This window comes from Actinacidiphila epipremni, assembly GCF_012034175.1.
Classification (GTDB): Bacteria; Actinomycetota; Actinomycetes; order Streptomycetales; family Streptomycetaceae; genus Actinacidiphila; species Actinacidiphila epipremni.
Genome location: NZ_JAATEJ010000012.1, coordinates 45,544 through 63,668, shown reverse-complemented (window position 1 = coordinate 63,668; position 18,125 = coordinate 45,544). Strand labels below are relative to the sequence as shown.

At 72.3% G+C, this 18,125-nt stretch carries 19 protein-coding genes; 6 read left to right on the top strand and 13 right to left on the bottom strand.

Annotation, left to right across the window (positions count from 1 at the left end):
- Positions 1-60 precede the first annotated feature (60 nt).
- From HCN08_RS16740 to HCN08_RS16730, 3 genes are all read left to right on the top strand, one after another.
- Positions 61-996 carry a coiled-coil domain-containing protein gene (locus tag HCN08_RS16740; protein ID WP_167983897.1) on the top strand — a complete coding sequence of 312 codons (936 nt, stop codon included), beginning with the start codon at positions 61-63 and terminating at the stop codon, positions 994-996.
- Between the two features lie 125 nt (positions 997-1,121).
- Entirely contained in the window at positions 1,122-2,180 is a 1,059-nt protein-coding gene (locus HCN08_RS16735; RefSeq protein ID WP_167983896.1) for an ABC transporter ATP-binding protein, read from the top strand.
- A gap of 1 nt (position 2,181) precedes the next feature.
- Entirely contained in the window at positions 2,182-2,955 is a 774-nt protein-coding gene (locus HCN08_RS16730; protein ID WP_167983895.1) for an ABC transporter permease, read from the top strand.
- A gap of 22 nt (positions 2,956-2,977) precedes the next feature.
- On the opposite strand, the gene HCN08_RS16725 is transcribed toward HCN08_RS16730, so the two are convergent.
- On the bottom strand, positions 2,978-3,295 hold the full coding sequence (locus HCN08_RS16725) for an ATP/GTP-binding protein (RefSeq protein ID WP_167983894.1): 318 nt from the start codon (positions 3,293-3,295) through the stop codon (positions 2,978-2,980).
- A gap of 238 nt (positions 3,296-3,533) precedes the next feature.
- Between HCN08_RS16725 and HCN08_RS16720 the strand changes: the two genes are divergently transcribed.
- The gene (locus tag HCN08_RS16720) at positions 3,534-4,568 is read left to right on the top strand and encodes an LLM class flavin-dependent oxidoreductase (RefSeq protein WP_167983893.1); all 1,035 of its coding nucleotides are present in this window, start codon (positions 3,534-3,536) and stop codon (positions 4,566-4,568) included.
- 51 nt (positions 4,569-4,619) lie between these two features.
- Here HCN08_RS16720 and HCN08_RS16715 read toward each other — a convergent pair whose 3' ends face one another.
- On the bottom strand, positions 4,620-5,012 hold the full coding sequence (locus HCN08_RS16715; protein WP_167983892.1) for an SCO5389 family protein: 393 nt from the start codon (positions 5,010-5,012) through the stop codon (positions 4,620-4,622).
- A gap of 195 nt (positions 5,013-5,207) precedes the next feature.
- Between HCN08_RS16715 and nucS the strand changes: the two genes are divergently transcribed.
- Positions 5,208-5,870: an endonuclease NucS gene (nucS, locus tag HCN08_RS16710; RefSeq protein ID WP_167983891.1), complete on the top strand. Its 663-nt coding sequence runs from the start codon at positions 5,208-5,210 to the stop codon at positions 5,868-5,870.
- A 300-nt stretch (positions 5,871-6,170) separates the two neighbouring features.
- Here nucS and HCN08_RS16705 read toward each other — a convergent pair whose 3' ends face one another.
- The 3 genes from HCN08_RS16705 to HCN08_RS16695 all read right to left on the bottom strand — a co-directional run bounded on the left by HCN08_RS16705 (position 6,171) and on the right by HCN08_RS16695 (position 10,346).
- Positions 6,171-8,867: an ATP-binding protein gene (locus tag HCN08_RS16705; protein ID WP_167983890.1), complete on the bottom strand. Its 2,697-nt coding sequence runs from the start codon at positions 8,865-8,867 to the stop codon at positions 6,171-6,173.
- Positions 8,868-9,060: 193 nt separating this feature from the next.
- A complete protein-coding gene (locus tag HCN08_RS16700) occupies positions 9,061-9,360 on the bottom strand; it encodes an STAS domain-containing protein (RefSeq protein WP_167983889.1) in 300 nt (99 codons plus the stop codon).
- A gap of 137 nt (positions 9,361-9,497) precedes the next feature.
- The gene (locus tag HCN08_RS16695) at positions 9,498-10,346 is read right to left on the bottom strand and encodes a 3-hydroxyacyl-CoA dehydrogenase family protein (RefSeq protein ID WP_167983888.1); all 849 of its coding nucleotides are present in this window, start codon (positions 10,344-10,346) and stop codon (positions 9,498-9,500) included.
- A gap of 151 nt (positions 10,347-10,497) precedes the next feature.
- Between HCN08_RS16695 and HCN08_RS16690 the strand changes: the two genes are divergently transcribed.
- Complete coding sequence (locus HCN08_RS16690; protein WP_167983887.1) at positions 10,498-11,070, top strand: cob(I)yrinic acid a,c-diamide adenosyltransferase; 573 nt, start codon at positions 10,498-10,500, stop codon at positions 11,068-11,070.
- 22 nt (positions 11,071-11,092) lie between these two features.
- Here HCN08_RS16690 and HCN08_RS16685 read toward each other — a convergent pair whose 3' ends face one another.
- The 8 genes from HCN08_RS16685 to atpE form a co-directional block, all read right to left on the bottom strand.
- The gene (locus HCN08_RS16685; RefSeq protein ID WP_167983886.1) at positions 11,093-11,539 is read right to left on the bottom strand and encodes a DUF2550 domain-containing protein; all 447 of its coding nucleotides are present in this window, start codon (positions 11,537-11,539) and stop codon (positions 11,093-11,095) included.
- A gap of 201 nt (positions 11,540-11,740) precedes the next feature.
- Complete coding sequence (locus tag HCN08_RS16680; RefSeq protein WP_206318866.1) at positions 11,741-12,115, bottom strand: F0F1 ATP synthase subunit epsilon; 375 nt, start codon at positions 12,113-12,115, stop codon at positions 11,741-11,743.
- A 109-nt stretch (positions 12,116-12,224) separates the two neighbouring features.
- The gene (atpD, locus tag HCN08_RS16675; protein ID WP_167983884.1) at positions 12,225-13,673 is read right to left on the bottom strand and encodes a F0F1 ATP synthase subunit beta; all 1,449 of its coding nucleotides are present in this window, start codon (positions 13,671-13,673) and stop codon (positions 12,225-12,227) included.
- Between the two features lie 4 nt (positions 13,674-13,677).
- Entirely contained in the window at positions 13,678-14,592 is a 915-nt protein-coding gene (locus tag HCN08_RS16670; protein WP_167983883.1) for a F0F1 ATP synthase subunit gamma, read from the bottom strand.
- Positions 14,593-14,596: 4 nt separating this feature from the next.
- Entirely contained in the window at positions 14,597-16,168 is a 1,572-nt protein-coding gene (gene atpA, locus HCN08_RS16665) for a F0F1 ATP synthase subunit alpha (RefSeq protein ID WP_167983882.1), read from the bottom strand.
- Positions 16,169-16,328: 160 nt separating this feature from the next.
- The gene (locus HCN08_RS16660; RefSeq protein ID WP_167983881.1) at positions 16,329-17,144 is read right to left on the bottom strand and encodes a F0F1 ATP synthase subunit delta; all 816 of its coding nucleotides are present in this window, start codon (positions 17,142-17,144) and stop codon (positions 16,329-16,331) included.
- Between the two features lie 85 nt (positions 17,145-17,229).
- Positions 17,230-17,772 (bottom strand): F0F1 ATP synthase subunit B, encoded by a 543-nt coding sequence (locus HCN08_RS16655; protein WP_167984007.1) that lies wholly within the window; start codon positions 17,770-17,772, stop codon positions 17,230-17,232.
- Between the two features lie 45 nt (positions 17,773-17,817).
- Positions 17,818-18,063, bottom strand: a complete 246-nt coding sequence (atpE, locus tag HCN08_RS16650; protein WP_167983880.1) for an ATP synthase F0 subunit C — start codon at positions 18,061-18,063, stop codon at positions 17,818-17,820.
- Between the last annotated feature and the right edge of the window lie 62 nt (positions 18,064-18,125).

Below are 18,125 nucleotides of genomic sequence, written 5' to 3'. Positions count from 1 at the left end.
GCTGCGCCATCTAGGATTCCCTCTATCACCTCACCGGTCTGAATCATCGACAGGAACCCCATGAGCGACACTTCCTCCCCCTTCGGCTTCGAGCTCGTGCGTCGCGGATACGACCGCGGACAGGTGGACGACCGCATCACCAAGCTCGTCGCCGACCGTGACAGCGCGCTGACCAGGATCACCGCGCTGGAGAAGCGCATCGAGGAGCTCCACCTCGAAACCCAGAACGCCGCGGCCCAGGTGAACGACGCCGAGCCGTCCTACGCCGGCCTCGGCGCCCGGGTGGAGAAGATCCTCCGCCTGGCCGAGGAGGAGGCCAAGGACCTGCGGGAGGAGGCCCGTCGGGCCGCCGAGCAGCACCGTGAGCTGGCGGAGTCCGCCGCGGCCCAGGTGCGCAACGACGCGGAGGCCTTCGCGTCCGACCGCAAGGCCAAGGCCGAGGACGAGGGCGCGCGGATCGTCGAGAAGGCCAAGGGCGACGCCTCGCAGCTGCGTACCGAGGCCCAGAAGGACGCGCAGGCCAAGCGGGAGGAGGCCGACGCGCTGTTCGAGGAGACCCGCGCCAAGGCCGCGCAGGCCGCCGCGGACTTCGAGACCAACCTGGCCAAGCGCCGTGAGCAGTCCGAGCGGGACCTGGCGTCCCGTCAGGCCAAGGCGGAGAAGCGGCTGGCGGAGATCGAGCACCGCGCCGAGCAGCTGCGGCTGGAGGCGGAGAAGCTGCGCACCGACGCCGAGCGCCGGGCCCGCCAGACGGTGGAGACCGCGCAGCGGCAGTCCGAGGACATCGTCGCGGACGCCAACGCCAAGGCCGACCGGATCCGCAGCGAGTCCGAGCGGGAGCTGGCGGCGCTCACCAACCGCCGCGACAGCATCAACGCGCAGCTGACCAACGTCCGCGAGATGCTGGCCACGCTCACCGGTGCGGCGGTCGCCGCGGCCGGCTCCCCCGACGACGAGCCGATCTCGCGCAGCGTCCCGGCCCAGCAGTCGCGCTGACGCCGCGCGCCGGGCGGCCCCCCCGTCCGCCCGACGCGGGCGACAGGTCACTGTTCGCCGCGATTTCCCGGAACCCCCGCACACTCCGTGCGGGGGTTCCGCCGCGTCTTGCTAGCCTCGCCCCCATGATTGAGTTGCAGGGGCTCACCAAGCGGTACGGGGACAAGACCGCAGTCGACCATCTGACGTTCACCGTGCGCCCCGGCGTGGTGACCGGTTTCCTCGGGCCCAACGGCGCCGGCAAGTCCACCACGATGCGGATGATGCTCGGCCTGGACTCGCCGAGCGGCGGCGACGTCCGGATCGACGGCCGGCATTACGCGCAGCTCAGCGAGCCGCTCAAGCACATCGGTGCGCTGCTGGACGCCAAGTCGATCCACGGCGGGCGCACCGCGTACAACCATCTGCTGTGCATCGCGCAGTCCAACCGCATCCCCCGGCACCGGGTGGACGAGGTGCTGGAGACGGTGGGCCTGACCGCGGTGGCGCGCAAGCGCTCCAAGGGCTTCTCGCTCGGTATGGGGCAGCGGCTCGGCATCGCGGCGGCGCTGCTGGGCGATCCGGAGATCCTGATGTTCGACGAGCCGGTCAACGGGCTCGACCCGGAGGGCATCCACTGGATCCGCAACCTCATGAAGGGGCTGGCCGCGCAGGGTCGTACGGTCTTCGTCTCCAGCCATCTGATGAGCGAGATGGCGCTGACCGCCGAGCACCTGATCGTGATCGGGCGCGGGCGGCTGCTGGCGGACACCTCGATGGCGGACTTCATCGAGCGCAACTCGCGCTCGTACGTACGGTTGCGCACGCCGCAGCCGGAGCGGCTGAAGGATGTGCTGTCGGCCGCCGGGCACACGGTGGTGACCACCGGGGACGGTGCTTTCGAGGTCACCGGCGTGGAGGCCGCGCAGCTCGGCGAACTCGCCGCGCAGCACCAGTTGGTGCTGCATGAACTGAGCCCGATGCGGGCGTCGTTGGAGGAAGCTTTCATGCAGCTGACCGCCGAGTCGGTCGAATACCACGCGCACGGCACGGTGGCGCCGGTGGGCGGCCCGGTGGCCGCGGGGGCGCACTTGGCGCCGGTGCCGCAGGGCCAGCCGGGACAGCCCGGACAACCCGGTCAGCCCGAGCAGCAGCCGCAGTGGGGCGCGCAGTGGCGCAACCCCGGCTCCGGGAAGGGGCGCTGACATGGCCGCTCCCGCCGCCGTCCTCCAGTCGGAGTGGACGAAGATCCGGTCGGTCCGCTCCACCGTGTGGACCCTCGCGCTGGCCTTCCTGGTGACCGCGGCGCTGGGCGCCGTCATCTCCCTGGTGTTCGACAACAACTGGGACTCGATGTCGGACAGCGACAAGGCCACCTTCGACCCGACCGCCGTCAGCTTCTTCGGCATGACGCTCGGCCAGCTCGCGCTCATCGTCTTCGGTGTGCTGGTGATCTCCAGCGAGTACAGCACCGGGATGATCCGCACCTCGCTCACCGCGGTGCCGCAGCGCGCCACGTTCTACACCAGCAAGGTCGCCGTCGCCGGCGGCCTGGCGCTCGTGGTGGGCATGCTCACCAGCTTCATCACCTTCTTCCTCGGCCAGGCGCTGCTGGGCTCGCACAAGGCGCGGATCGGCGACCCGGGGGTGCTGCGCGCGGTGGTCGGCGCGGGGCTCTACATGACGCTGCTGGTGCTGCTGTGCGTGGGCGCGGCGGCGATGCTGCGCAGCCCGATGCTGGGGCTCGGCATCCTGATGCCGTTCTTCTTCCTGGTCTCGCCGATCCTGTCGGCGGTGCCGAAGGTCAAGACGGTCGCGCACTACTTCCCCGACCAGGCCGGCCAGAAGATCATGCAGGTCGTGCCGTCCACCGACGACCATGTGTCGTACGGGCCGTGGGGCGGTATCGGCATCATGGCCGTATGGGTCGTGGTGGCGCTGATCGGCGGCTACATCGTGCTGCGCCAGCGCGACGCGTGAGGCGCGCCGCCGCCGGCCCGGCTCAATAACGGGGCGCGTTACGGGACCGCTGCACCTTGCTGGTGCGGCGGTCCCTGGCGTTCCAGCACGCGCGGTGCCAGTGCCGCCGGTCGTCGAGGCCGTCGTACTCGCGCCAGGCCACCACATGGCCAACGCCGGGCGGGATCTGCTGGTCGCAGCCCGGGCAGCGGTAGTGCTTGGCGGACGCCGAGCCGGCGATCGGCCGGACGACCCATTCCTCGCCCTGCCACTCCTGGGTGGCCGAGCCGCCGACCCCGGACTCCTCGCGGTCCTGCGCGGGGCGTCTGGCGCCGTGCGGGTGGTTACGTCGCGGCGACACGGGACACCTCGCCCTCTGCTGGCTACGCGGTCCCGACCAGGGTACGCGCCGGGGGCCCGGGTGCCCGAACGGACGCATCCGCGACACCTCGGCAGAAAATCATGAAATCGCGGTGGAAAGCCGTGCCTTTGGCACGTGCCAGACGTTAGTCGGGGAAGAACCTGAGTCGGGGAAGAACCTGGACGACGGGTCGCGGCGGGTCACGCAGGGGCACGGAGGGACACGGAAGGAGGGGCCGATGCGCGTGGGCACATTCGTACTCGCGGCTCAGTTCCCCGGTCAGGGCCAGGCCGAACCCCTGCACCGGGCGGTCTCGACGGCCGAGGCGGCGGAGGCCGCCGGGCTGGACGCGGTGTGGCTGGCCGAGCACCACTTCGTGCCGTACGGGGTGTGCCCGTCGGCCGTGGTGCTCGCCGGGCTGGTGCTGGGCAGGACCCGGCGGATAGGCGTCGGCACCGCGGTGAGCGTGCTGCCGACCGCGCATCCGGTCGCGCTCGGCGAGCAGGCCGCGCTGCTGCACCTGGTCTCCGGCGGCCGGTTCACCCTCGGGGTGGGCCGCGGCGGCCCGTGGATCGACCTCGCGGTCTTCGGCGGCGGACGGGCCGCCTACGAGCAGGGCTTCCCCGAGTCGCTGGACCTGCTGCTGCGCTGGCTGCGCGAGCCCGCGGTGGACGGGCCGGGCCCGCGCTACGCCTTCCCGCGGGTGCCGGTGGTGCCGCGGGCCGACGAGATGGCGCCGGACGCCGTACGGGGCGGCCCGCAGGTCGTGGTGGCGTGTACGTCGCCGGGCACCGTGCGGCTGGCGGCCGAGCGCTGCCTGCCCATGCTGCTCGGCATGCACTGCGGGGACGAGGAGAAGGCCGGCATGGTCGCGCTGTGGCGGCGGGCCGCGCTGGAGGCCGGCCACCCGCCGGAGGCGGTCGCCGCGGCCGGGCATGTGTCGGCCGGTGTCGCGCAGGTCGGCGACACCCGCGCCGCCGCCGCGGAGACGCTGCGCAAGGCCATGCCGGGCTGGCTCCAGCAGGGCCTGGCCGCCCACCGCACCGTGGACGGCGCCCCGCGCGCGATGCGCGACCCGCACGCGTACACCGAACTGCTGTGCTCGCTGCACCCGGTCGGCCCGCCGCGGCTGTGCGCCGACCGGCTCGCCGCGACCGCGGAGCGCACCGGCATCACCCGCTTCGCCCTCCTGGTGGAAGGCTCCGGCGACCTCGACACGACGCTGGAGAACGTCGCACGGCTCGGCGGTGACGTGCTCCCGGAACTGGCCTGATCGTACGGGCACGGCCCGCCGCGGGAGCACGCCCGCTTGCCTCGCCGCCGGTCAGCAGTCGCGCAGCTCCGGCGACTGGTTGAGGATCTGCGAGCGCACCGACGTGAAGTCGGCCAGGCTCGCGCTGTCGGCCGCGTCGAGCGGGAAGACCGCGACGCGGTGGCAGTTCTGGAAGGCCAGCCGCACCCCGAAGTGCCGCTGCAGGGCGCCGCGGATCGCATCGCTCGCCAGCGCGCGCAGCAACTGGCCGCGCTCGCGCTCACTCGGCGGCGGCACCAGGTTGTCCGCGAAGTCCCCTCCGTCGACCTTGAGTTGCGCCACCAGTGAGCTGATCAGCTCCCACGCGTAAGGGAGGGACGTCCGGACGCAGTCGACGAACTCCTGCTCGTCGACCTCGCCTCGCTCGGCCTGTTCGAGCAGGGCCGCGGAGACGTCGAGCGACATGGCTACTCCTCTCGGTGACCCCGTGGTGGGCACGGGGCCGTACGGACGGGATCACGGAGGAGCACGGCAGGCGGGGTCACCGCACGTCGGCCTCCGGTTCCCCACCGTAGGCGCGCAACGCCACCCGCACCAGGAGACGGTACCCACAACCGGCCATTTTTCGGCCCCGGGCGGCGTCCGGTAGCGTGAGCGACCATGCGCCTCGTGATCGCCCGCTGCTCCGTCGACTACGCGGGCCGGCTGTCCGCCCATCTCCCGTCCGCCACCCGGCTGTTGCTCATCAAGGCCGACGGCAGCCTGTCCGTCCACGCGGACGACCGGGCGTACAAGCCGCTCAACTGGATGTCCCCGCCGTGCACCCTCAAGGAGGGCGAGGACGGCATCTGGACGGTCGTCAACAAGGCCGGTGAGCAGCTCGTCATCACGATAGAGGAGGTGCTGCACGACACGTCCCACGAGCTCGGGGTGGATCCCGGCCTGATCAAGGACGGCGTCGAGGCGCACCTCCAGGAGCTGCTGGCCGACCGCATCGAGATCCTCGGCGAGGGCTACACCCTCATCCGCCGCGAATACCCCACGGCGATCGGCCCCGTCGACATCCTCTGCCGAGACGCCTCCGGCGGTACGGTCGCGGTCGAGCTCAAGCGCCGCGGCGAGATCGACGGCGTCGAGCAACTCACGCGCTACCTTGAGCTGCTGAACCGTGACCCGCACCTTGCGCCGGTGCGGGGCGTGTTCGCGGCGCAGGAGATCAAGCCACAGGCGAGGGTCCTCGCCACCGACCGCGGCATCGACTGCGTCGTCCTCGACTACGACGCGATGCGCGGCCTGGAGGACGACAAGCTCCGCCTCTTCTGAGCTTCGGACTGCGCCCGACCCCGCGGCTGCGGCTTGCGCCGCGGGGTGCTTTTTCAGGGGCGCGGGGCTGTGTTTGATCTGCGGCTGCCGCCGCGTGGGCGTCCCGGCCGGGGGCTTGCGGCTGCGCCGCCGGGTATCCCCCAGGGGCGCGGGGAACTGCGCGACCAGCCATATGCGGCCTGCAGGTCGTCACCGACCCAAAGGGGCTGTTCGGTCCGATCCGGACCACCGGCCGGTGGCCGGCTGAGCGCGCAGTTCCCCGCGCCCCTGGGGGGCGCCCCGCGGCGCAGCCGTAAGGCCCTAGTCGGTGGCGTCGTCCGTCGGCGTGACGGACTGCGTTGCGGCGCTCTCGGACGTGGGGGCGGGCGGCTCCACCGGAACGGAGCGTGTCGCGGTCGGGCTGTCAGCTGTATCCGTCGGGCTCGGTGATCCCGTGTCCGGCGGCGTGGTGGGCGGGGTGGTCGGCGGCGTCGTCGGCTGGGTCGGCGGCGTCGTCTTGGGGGGCTTCGGGTGGCCCTGGGAAGGGGAGGACGGGGGCGGGGTCGTGGAGCCGGTGCCGGGGTGGGGCGGGGGCTGGGACGTACCGGGCTGGGGGACGCTCGCTGTGGGCGAGGTCGAGGGAGTAGGTGACGTGCTGGCCGGCGAGGAGGATGGGGGCGCGGACGGCGCAGTCGTCAGGGGGTCGGGGAGGGCCGTGGAGGGGTCGCCCGTGTCGGAGGCGGTGTCCAGGGGTTTGACCTGGTTGCGCTGGTCGGAGCCGTCCGCTCCGGACGTCGCGCCCAGCGTCACGATCGTGCCCAGGACCGCCGCCAGGAGGACCCCCGTGCTCGCGGCCACGAGGTTGCGGCGGGTGCCGACCAGGGCGAGGCGCTTGGGGCCGGGCGGGAGGGTGACGGGGAGGGGGGCCGTCGCGGCGGGCGGGAGGGCGGGGGGCTCGTCGAAGGGGGACGCCGGGTCCAGGGCGGGCGGGGGCGTCGGGGACGCGTCCTCGACGAGGGCGAGGGTGCGGCGGCCGACCACCGTGCCCTTGCGGTCGGCGAGCGCGCCCCGCAGCGCGATGGACGCCTCCAGTTCCGCCCGGGCCCGGTCCGTCGTGCCGTTGCACAGTGCCAGGACGCCCAGCTCATGGTGGAAGTACGCCTCTTCGGCGACCTCCCCGGACAGCCGCGCGGCCTCCTGGCCGATCCGCAGCGTCCGCTCCCACGCCCCCCAGTGCAGCGCCGCCGCGAAGACGGGCGCGACGGTGCGGGCCAGCAGCACCGCGGCCGTGGCGTTGCCGTTGTCCCGGCAGGCGGCCATCGCCGCGATGATCGCCTCGGACTCCGCGGCGGCGCGCTCCGGGCTGACGGAGGGGTGGCCGGTCCACCAGGCGTAGTGCAGCGCGGCGGTGTGCGCCTGCACCTCGCTGAGTTCGCCCTCGGCGGTGAGCGCCGCGGCGAGCTGCTGGGCGACCCCGGCGGCGAGCCGGTAGTGCGTGGCGACGGGCACCGCGAGGCCGACGGACGTCAGCTCGCCGAGCGCCGCGTCCCCGTGGGTGTCGCCGACGAGCGCCGGCAGGTGCGAGGGGTGGGGTATCTCGCCGTCCAGCGCCACGGCGAAGGCCAGCGCCTCCCGGGCGGCCTCGCTGAGCCGTGAGGCGAGCAGGTCGGCGGGCGCGGCGCTCTCCGCGAGGGAGGGCAGCGGCACCTCGGTGACGGGTATCCGCGGGGTCGGCGGCGCGACCGGCGGTATCGGCAGCGGCGCGTCCGGATCGGCGGCGGCGCCGCCCCCGGCGCCGGGGACACCGGGGACCGCGTCGAAGCCGGTGAGGTCGGGTATGGGCGGCCCCGCGGGCTCGGCCGGCGTGCCGTTCTCCCACACCGAGTCGTCCCAGTCGGGCTCCGGCGGGTAGCGCAGCGCGTCCCGCTGCCGCAGCAGCGCGCCGGCCTGGACGAACCGCAGCGGCAGCCCCTCGGACTCGAACCACAGGTCGGCCGCCCACGCGGTCTCGTCCTCGTCCAACGGCCGCCCCGCGGCGAAGGTGAGCAGGTCGACGCAGCCGGTGCGGGACAGCCCCGCGAGGTAGACCTCCTCGACGCCGGACTCCGCGGCGGGCGCGGGCACCTCGGGCGTCGCGGACAGCAGGAACGCGCACTCGGGCGCCGCGGCGAGCAGCTCGGCCAGCGCGGTGCCGCCGAACTCGATGTCGTCGACGATCACGACCGCGCCGATCTCCCGCAGCAGCGCGGGCAGTTCGGCCCGCCCGGGGCGGTACTCCGCGCCGGCGTAGACGGTCGCGTACAGCTCCTGGAGGACGTCGCCGACGGTGCGGCGGTAGCCGGACAGCCACAGCACGCCGTCGGGCGCGAGCTCGCCGCCAGCCTTCGCGGCGGACTCCAGCAGCGCGGTGCGGCCGGCGCCGGAGGAGCCGGTGACGCGCACCGAGCCGCCCCGGGACAGCAGCCGCACGATCCGCTCGCGCTCCTCCTCCCGCTCCAGCAGCGGCAGTTCGGGCGCGGGCGGGCCGGGCGGCGGGGCGGGCCGGCCGGCGGCCTGGTGGGCGGCGCGCTCGTCCTTGGTACGGCGGACCGGCGTATGCCGCTCCTCGGGCGGGCACACGGCGACCTCGGTGCCGTCGACCGCGTTGAGGGTCAGTACGTACTCCGCGGTGGCGACCCGCCGGACCCCGCCGGTGCCGGCACCGGCCGTGCGCGGCCCGGCCAGCAGCTCCAGCGGCTCGCGCGCGGCCCGTACCGCCTTGGGCAGCGGGGCGGCGGCGTCGAAGAGCGAGGGCTCGACCGGGCGCAGGCCGTCGAAGGCGCTGGGGTCGGGCGCGTCCGCGGCGGCGAGGGCGTCGTAGGGCTCGGGGGCCTGCGGCTGCTGGTACGGCACGAGTGCCCCGCGCTCGCCGGCCCCCCGGTCGGCGCCGCCGCCCCCCGCGCCCTTCCTGACGCCGAACGCGTCGAAGGGCTCGTCCTGCCCCGAGTGCTCGCCGGGCTCGCCGTTGTGCTCGTCCATGTCCATTACGCCCTCGTGTGGTGCGTCACGTGCGTCACGTCAGGGGCGCCGCGGGCCGCCGTGCGCGCGGGCAGGCGTGGGCGATTCCCCTGGTCCGGCGTACGGGAGAGCACGCCTGCGGGCAATCCGCGTGACGACTCTAGAGGCTCGGGCGGTTTCTATGAAGCGCAGGGGGGCCGAGGGTGCCCTTACGTCACCTTTCGGCCTCGATCGCGAGGATGCGGTGCAGCCGGGTGGCGACCAGCAGCCGCTGCATCTGGGGCGGCACGTTGCGCAGCACGAGCCGGCGGTTGGCGCGGCCGGCCCGGCGGTGGGCGCCCATGATGACGCCGAGTCCGGTCGCGTCCCACGAGTCGAGTTCGGTGAGGTCCAGGACCAGGTCACCGCGGCCGGCGTCGACCGCGGTGTGCAGGGCCGTACGGGCGTCCGCCGCGCTGCGGACGTCGAGGCGGCCCCCGACGACCAGCTTGGCGTGATCGCCCCTGATATGCATGATCAGTCTCCCGAAGAGTTCGGCACCGGCGGATATCTGTGGTCCGTATGTCTTCACACAACTGACGGCCCATCGCAAAGAGAAGTTGCCGTCTGTGAGCGAACCGATACCGAATTCACTCCTGTGAGTGACGTCGGTTAGTACGGGTAGAACCCCTGGCCGCTCTTGCGCCCCAGGTCGCCCGCGTCGACCATGCGTCGCATCAGTTCCGGCGGGGCGAACTTCTCGTCCTGCGACTCGGCGTAGATGTTGCCGGTGGCGTGCAGCAGGATGTCCACGCCCGTCAGGTCGGTGGTGGCCAGCGGGCCCATCGCGTGGCCGAAACCGAGCCGGCACGCGGTGTCGATGTCCTCGGCGGTCGCGACCCCGGACTCGTACAGCTTGACGGCCTCGACGACGAGCGCGGAGATCAGCCGGGTGGTGACGAAGCCGGCGACATCGCGGTTGACGACGACACAGGTCTTGCCGACACTCTCGGCGAACTCGCGGGCGCGGGCCAGTGTCTCGTCGCTGGTCTTGTGGCCGCGGACCAGCTCGCACAGCTGCATCATCGGCACCGGCGAGAAGAAGTGCGTGCCGACGACCCGCTCGGGCCGCCCGGTCGCCGCGGCGATCTTGGTGATCGGGATGGCCGAGGTGTTGGACGCCAGCACCGCTTCCGGCGCGGCGAGCCGGTCCAGCTCGCGGAAGATCTCCTGCTTGACCTCGATCTGCTCGAAGACCGCCTCGACCACGAGGTCGGCGTCCGCGACCGCGCCGAGGTCCGTGGTGGGGTGGATACGGGCGAGCGCGGCCTCGGCGTCGGCGGCCTCCAGCTTGCCCTTGGCGACGAAGCGGTCGTAGGAGGACTTGATGCCGTCGGTGCCGCGGGTGAGGGCCTGCTCGGTGATGTCCCGCAGCGTCACCTCGTATCCCGCCTGCGCGGCCACCTGCGCGATGCCCGCGCCCATCAGTCCGGCTCCGACGACGGCGAGCTTCTTCGCCACGGCACACACCTCTCCCTCGGGGTATTCGCTGGGACCCTAGCGCCGCCCGCGGCCCGGGCGCAGCATGATGTCGGCCGCGTCACCGTGTGTCCTTGGTCGCACACACCGCCGCTGCCCCGCCCGCTCCCCCGTACGCTCTACGCTTCAGCGCATGGTCAACCTCACCCGCATCTACACCCGCACCGGCGACGACGGCACGACCGCGCTCGGCGACATGAGCCGTACCGCCAAGACCGACACCCGGATCGCCGCGTACGCCGACGCCAACGAGGCGAACGCCGTCATCGGCACCGCCCTGGCGCTCGGCGGCCTCGCGCCGGACGTCGCGGCCGTCCTGGTCCGCGTGCAGAACGACCTGTTCGACGTCGGCGCGGACCTGGCGACACCGGTGGTGCCCGACCCGCAGTACCCGCCGCTGCGGGTGGAGCAGTCCTATGTCGACCGGCTGGAGGCCGACTGCGACACCTACCTGGAGGGCCTGGAGAAGCTGCGCAGCTTCATCCTGCCCGGCGGCACGGCGGGCGCGGCGCTGCTGCACCAGGCGTGCACGGTGGTGCGCCGCGCCGAGCGCTCGACGTGGGCGGCGCTGGCCGAGCACGGGGAGACGATGAACCCGCTCACCGCCACGTATCTCAACCGGCTCTCGGACCTGCTGTTCATCCTGGCCCGCACCGCCAACAAGGAGCAGGGCGACGTGCTGTGGGTGCCGGGCGAGAACCGCTGACCGACCGGGGCGGCCGTACGGCTCAGGCGACGTTGACGCGCTGGCCCGGCGGGGCGGCCTCCAGCCAGGCCAGGAAGCCGGTCAGCGCGTCGTCGCTCATCGCCAGCTCCAGCCGCAGCCCGCGGTGCTCGCACGCCAGCACGACGGCGTCCGACAGCAGTGCCAGCTCCTCGGTGCCGTGCGGCTCCCGCCGTCCCTCGACCTCGATCGCGTGCCGCTCCAGGACCTGCCGCGGCCGGGGCGCGTAGGAGAAGACCCGGAACCACTCGACGCGGTCGCCGCTGTAGCGGGCCACCCCGTACACCCAGCCCTTGCCCCCCGGCTCGCTGCCCTCCGGCGGGGCGAGCCGCAGGCTGCAGTCGAAGGTGCCGCCGGAGCGCTGGATGAGCCGGCGCCGCAGCCCGAAGACGAAGAGCCCGAGCAACACCGCGGCCACGACCGCGCCGATCACCTCGACGGAGAGGATCATGTCCACCGGCCTCCTCTCCTGGCTCCCGCCCTGACTGTCGTCGGACACATCACGCCGATACGCCGACGTCTGGCACATCACTCGGATACATCACTACCGGAGCCGCGGGCCGCCCCCTGAGGGGCGACCCGCGGCGCCGTGGTCCTGCTCGTCCTGCTCTCCCGCGCACCGCGCCCGGCCGGACGCGGGTGCGGTTGTCGTCTAGTGTGCGCCCGCCGCGGCGGCCAGCCGGACCTCCGCGCGGCGCTGCGCCCCCGCGTCGGACTCGGACCTGGAGCGCTCCAGCGCCCGCTCGGCCCGTGCGACGTCGATCTCCTCGGCGAGTTCGGCGATCTCGGCGAGCACCGAGAGCTTGTTGTCGGCGAAGGAGAGGAACCCGCCGTGCACCGCGACGACCACGGTGCCGCCGTCGGTGGTACGGATCGTCACCGGGCCGGAGTGCAGCACCCCGAGCACCGGCTCGTGCGACGGCATGATGCCGATGTCGCCCGACAGGGTCCGGGCGATGACCAGGGCGGCCTCGCCGGACCAGATGCTGCGGTCCGCGGCCACCACCTCGACGTGAATTTCGGCCAAGACGGCTCCTCGGGTCGGCACCCACCGGAGGACGGGGGTGCGTAAGACAAAGAATAAGGGCTGCGCGAGGGGGGCAGATGCCGGCTGCCCCCCTCGGTGCCGCCCTGGGTCAGCTGACGCCGAGCTTCTTGGCGTTCGCCTTGAGGTCGTCCAGGCCACCGCACATGAAGAAGGCCTGCTCCGGGAAGTGGTCGTACTCGCCGTCGGCGATCGCGTTGAAGGCCGCGACCGACTCGTCGAGCGACACGTCGGATCCGTCCACACCGGTGAACTGCTTGGCCGCGTGGGTGTTCTGCGACAGGAAGCGCTCGATGCGGCGGGCCCGCGAGACGGTGAGCTTGTCCTCCTCGCCGAGCTCGTCGATACCGAGGATGGAGATGATGTCCTGGAGGTCCTTGTACTTCTGCAGGATGCCCTTGACGCGCGAGGCGGTGTCGTAGTGGTCCTGCGAGATGTAGCGCGGGTCCAGGATGCGGGACGTGGAGTCCAGCGGGTCCACCGCGGGGTAGATGCCCTTCTCCGAGATCGGCCGCGAGAGCACGGTCGTCGCGTCGAGGTGGGCGAAGGTGGTGGCCGGCGCCGGGTCGGTCAGGTCGTCCGCGGGGACGTAGATCGCCTGCATCGAGGTGATCGAGTGGCCGCGGGTCGAGGTGATCCGCTCCTGGAGCTGGCCCATCTCGTCGGCGAGGTTCGGCTGGTAGCCCACCGCGGACGGCATGCGGCCGAGCAGCGTGGAGACCTCGGAACCGGCCTGGGTGAACCGGAAGATGTTGTCGATGAAGAACAGCACGTCCTGGTTCTGCACATCGCGGAAGTACTCCGCCATGGTCAGGCCGGCCAGCGCCACGCGCAGCCGGGTGCCCGGCGGCTCGTCCATCTGGCCGAAGACGAGCGCGGTCTGCGGGAGCACACCGGACTCGGCCATCTCCGCGATGAGGTCGTTGCCCTCACGGGTGCGCTCGCCGACGCCGGCGAAGACGGAAACGCCCTCGTGCAGCTTGGCCACACGCATGATCATTTCCTGGATGAGCACGGTCTTGCCGACGCCCGCGCCGCCGAACAGGCCGATCTTGCCGCCCTTGACGTACGGGGTCAGCAGGTCGACGACCTTCAGGCCGGTCTCGAACATCTCGGTCTTCGACTCGAGCTGGTCGAACGCCGGGGCCTTGCGGTGGATCGGCCAGCGCTCGGTGACCTCGGACTCGGCCTCCGGCTCGTTGAGGATCGCGCCGAGGGTGTTGAAGACCCGGCCCTTGGTGACGTCGCCGACGGGCACCGTGATGCCGTCGCCGGTGTCGGTCACCGGGGCCTGGCGGACCAGGCCGTCGGTGGGCTGCATGGAGATCGCGCGGACCAGGCCGTCGCCCAGGTGCTGGGCGACCTCCAGGGTCAGCGTCTTGGTCGCGCCGGCCTGCGTCGGGTCGGCGACGTCGACCTTGAGGGCGTTGTAGATGTCGGGCATGGCGTCGACGGGGAACTCCACGTCGACGACCGGGCCGATGACCCGCGCCACCCGACCGGTGGCGGTGGTTTCAACGGTGCCAATAGTGGCAGTCATGTGGTCAGTCACTCCCCGCGTTCGCGTCGGCAAGAGCGCTGGCGCCGCCGACGATCTCGCTGATTTCCTGGGTGATGTCGGCCTGTCGGGCCGCGTTGGCAAGCCGCGTGAGCGACTTGATGAGATCTTCCGCGTTGTCGGTCGCCGACTTCATCGCCCGGCGGCGGGCCGCGTGCTCGGAGGCGGCGGCCTGCAGCATCGCGTTGTAGATGCGGCTTTCGACATAGCGCGGCAGCAGCGCGTCGAGCACGCCCTCGGCGGACGGCTCGAACTCGTACTGCGCCCTGGCCTGCGGCTGCTTGTCGGTGCTGACGGACTTGTCCGACACCGCCAGCGGCAGCAGCCGCCGGTCGACCGGGGTCTGCGTCATCATCGAGACGAACTCGGTGAAGACGACATACAGCTCGTCGACCCCGCCCTCGGCGGTCTCCTTGAGCACCGACTCGATCAGCGGTGTCGCCACCGCCTTCGCGTTCGCGTACTGCGGGCTGTCGGAGAAGCCGGTCCAGGAGTCGGTGACCGCGCGGTCGCGGAAGGAGTAGTACGCCACCGCCTTGCGGCCGACGAGGTAGTGCAGGACCTCCTTGCCCTCCGCGCGCAGCCGCTCGGTGAGCCGGTCGGCCGCCTTGATCGCGTTGGACGAGTAGCCGCCGGCCAGGCCGCGGTCGCTCGTGATGAGCAGGACCGCGGCGCGGGTCGGCTGGTCGACCTCGGTCGTCAGCGGGTGCTTGGTGTTGGAGCCGGTCGCGACGGCCGTCACCGCACGGGTCAGTTCATCGGCGTACGGGGAGGAGGCGTCCACCTGGCGCTGTGCTTTCACGATGCGCGAGGCGGCGATCATCTCCATCGCCTTGGTGATCTTCTTCGTGGCGGTGACGGACTTGATCCGGCGCTTGTAGACCCGAATCTGTGCGCCCATGCGATCAGCCCTCGACCAGCAGCGCGCCCGAGGACGTCTCGAACTGCTTCTTGAAGGAGGAGACCGCCTCGGTGAGCGCGTCGATCGTGCCGTCCTCGAGCTTGCCGGTCTCCACGATGCCCGTGAGGATCGACTTGTGCTCGCGGTGCAGGTAGTCGAGCAGCTCGCGCTCGAAGCGCCGGATGTCCACGACGGGGACGTCGTCCAGCTTGCCGGTGGTGCCGGCCCAGATGGAGACGACCTGGTCCTCGACCGGGAACGGTGCGTACTGGCCCTGCTTGAGCAGCTCGACCATCCGCTGGCCGCGCTCCAGCTGCGCCTTGGACGCCGCGTCCAGGTCGGAGCCGAAGGCCGCGAAGGCCTCCAGCTCGCGGAACTGGGCGAGGTCCACGCGCAGCCGGCCGGCGACCGAGCGCATCGCGCGCACCTGCGCGGAGCCGCCGACGCGGGAGACCGAGATACCGACGTTCAGCGCGGGGCGCTGACCGGCGTTGAACAGGTCCGATTCCAGGAAGCACTGGCCGTCGGTGATGGAGATCACGTTGGTCGGGATGAACGCCGAGACGTCGTTGGCCTTGGTCTCGACGATCGGCAGGCCCGTCATCGAGCCGGCGCCCAGGTCGTCGGAGAGCTTCGCGCAGCGCTCCAGCAGCCGGGAGTGCAGGTAGAACACGTCGCCGGGGTAGGCCTCGCGGCCCGGCGGGCGGCGCAGCAGCAGCGACACGGCGCGGTAGGCGTCGGCCTGCTTGCTCAGGTCGTCGAAGACGATCAGGACGTGCTTGCCCTGGTACATCCAGTGCTGGCCGATGGCCGAGCCGGTGTAGGGGGCCAGGTACTTGAAGCCCGCCGGGTCGGACGCGGGGGCGGCGACGATGGTGGTGTACTCCAGCGCGCCGGCCTCCTCCAGCGCGGCGCGCACGCCGGCGATGGTGGAGCCCTTCTGGCCGATGGCGACGTAGATGCAGCGGACCTGCTTCTTCGGGTCGCCGCTGCGCCAGTTGTCGCGCTGGTTGATGATCGTGTCGATGGCCAGGGCCGACTTGCCGGTCTGCCGGTCGCCGATGATCAGCTGGCGCTGACCGCGGCCGATCGGGGTCATGGAGTCGACGGCCTTCAGGCCGGTCTGCATGGGCTCGTGCACCGACTTGCGCTGCATGACGGTGGGGGCCTGGAGTTCGAGGGCGCGGCGGCCCTCGGTCTCGATCTCGCCGAGGCCGTCGATCGCGTTGCCGAGCGGGTCGACGACCCGGCCCAGGTAGCCCTCGCCGACCGCGACGGAGAGCACCTCACCGGTGCGGTGCACCGGCTGGCCCTCCTCGATGCCGTTGAACTCGCCGAGGACGATCGCGCCGATCTCGCGCTCCTCCAGGTTCAGCGCGAGGCCGAGCGTGCCGTCCTCGAACCGCAGCAGTTCGTTCGCCATCGCCGAGGGCAGGCCCTCGACCTTCGCGATGCCGTCTCCGGCAACGCTGACCGTCCCGACCTCCTCGCGCGAGGCCGCGTCCGGCTGGTACGACTGGACGAAGGTCTCCAGCGCGTCCCGGATCTCCTCCGGCCGGATCGTGAGCTCCGCCATCTGGGTTCCCTGCTCTCCTTGTTGGGCCCGAAGTCTTCTTGGGGGCGTTCGGCCCAACGCGGGCCGTCAGTGCTTGTCTGTGGTGCTTGTGTGCGCTTGTCAGGGCCGGTCGGCGCTGGTCGGCGGCTGCCGGCAGCGCCCGCCGGTGCGGTCGGCCCGGTCAGCCGGCCATCCTGCGGGTCGCCTCGTCGAGGCGGTCCGCGATCGTGCCGTTGATGACCTCGTCACCGACCCGGACCCGGACCCCGCCGAGGACCGAGGGGTCCACGTCCAGGTTCAGGTGCACCGGGCGGCCGTAGATACGGGCCAGGGCGTCCGCGAGCCGGCGCCGCTGCGTCTGGCTGAGCGGGGTCGCCGAGACCACCTCGGCGACCGTCCGGCCGCGGCGGGCCGCGGCCAGCTTGGACAGGGATTCGATCCCGCCCTCCAGGCTACGTCCTCGCGGTGCGGTCACCAGCCGTACGACCAGCCGCTCGGTGACCGGCTTGGCACGGCCGCCCAGCAGCGTGTGCAGCAGCTGCGCCTTGGCGGCGTCCTCGCCGGTCCGGCTGCCGAGCGCCGCGCGCAGCTCGCTGTTGTTCGCGGCGATCCGGCCGAAGCGGAACAGCTCGTCCTCGACGTCGTCGAGGCTGCCGTCCTTCTCGGCCGCCGTGAGGTCGGCGGTGTCGGCCAGCTCCTCCAGCGCGTCCACCAGGTCGCGGGACTGCGACCAGCGGGCCCGCACCATGCCGGCGACCAGGTCGGTGCTGTCGGCGCCGAGCTGGCTGCCGAGCAGCCGCCGGGCCAGCGCGGCCTTGGCCTCACCGGGCTGGCCCGGGTCGGTCAGGGCGCGGCGCAGCCCGGACTCGCGCTGCAGCAGCGCGGTCACGGCGGCCAGCTCGTCGGCCAGCCGGGTCGCGTCGACCGAGACGTTGTCGGTCAGCGCGTCCAGCCGCTCACGGGCAGCGGCCAGCGCCTCGCGGCTCGCTCCGTTCATCGGTCACACTCCCCGGCTCGCTCGGCCGCGTACGCGGCGCCGAGGCCGACGGTCGCGTACGCTCGCCGGCTCGTCGTTCCGGCGTTCATCGCGCCGCCTCAGCCGTCGACGCGTCGTCCAGGCTGTCCAGGAAGCGGTCGATGGTGCGGCTCTGCCGGGCGGAGTCCTCCAGGGACTCGCCGACCAGCTTGCCGGCCAGGTCGGTGGCGATCCGGCCGACCTCCTGGCGCAGCGTGACCGTCACCTGGCGGCGGTCGGCCTCGATCTGGGCGTGACCGGCGGCGACGATGGCGTCACGCTGGCGCTGGCCCTCCTCGCGCATCTCGGCGATGATCTGCGCGCCCTGCTCGCGGGCCTGCTCGGTGATCCGGGCCGCCTCGTGGCGGGCGCCGGCGAGCTGCGCCTTGTACTCCTCCAGCGTGCGGTTGGCCTCGGCCTGAGCCTTCTCCGCCCGCTCCAGGCCACCCTCGATCGCGTCATGCCGCTCCGCAAGGGTCTTCTGGATGTTCGGCAGGAGCTTCCTCCCGAGGAGGCCGAAGACGATGAAGAAGCAGAGCAGGCCGACAACCAGTTCCGCGGTGTCGGGGATGAGCGGGTTCTGCGCCCCCTCCTCCGCAAGGAAGGTCATCATGTCTGAACCTTTCGTCGAGTGGCTGCTGGCGGTGGGCGCCGGTCAGCTCTGGAAGATGAAGGGGACGACCAGGCCGAGGAGCGCGAGCACCTCACAGAGGGCGAAGCCGAGGAACATGTTGGTGCGGATGATCGGCATGGCCTCGGGCTGGCGGGCCATCGCCTCGATGGAGTGACCGAAGACCAGACCGATGCCCACGCCGGGGCCGATGGCGGCGAGGCCGTAGGCGACCGCGCCGAGGCGGCCGGGAGTGGTGGCAGCGGCGAGGTTAACGAGCTCGGCAGACATTTCCCTGTCTTCCTTTTTGATGCGGTCCGTTGGGGGGCTTCCCAGCGGAGGTCTGTGGTGGT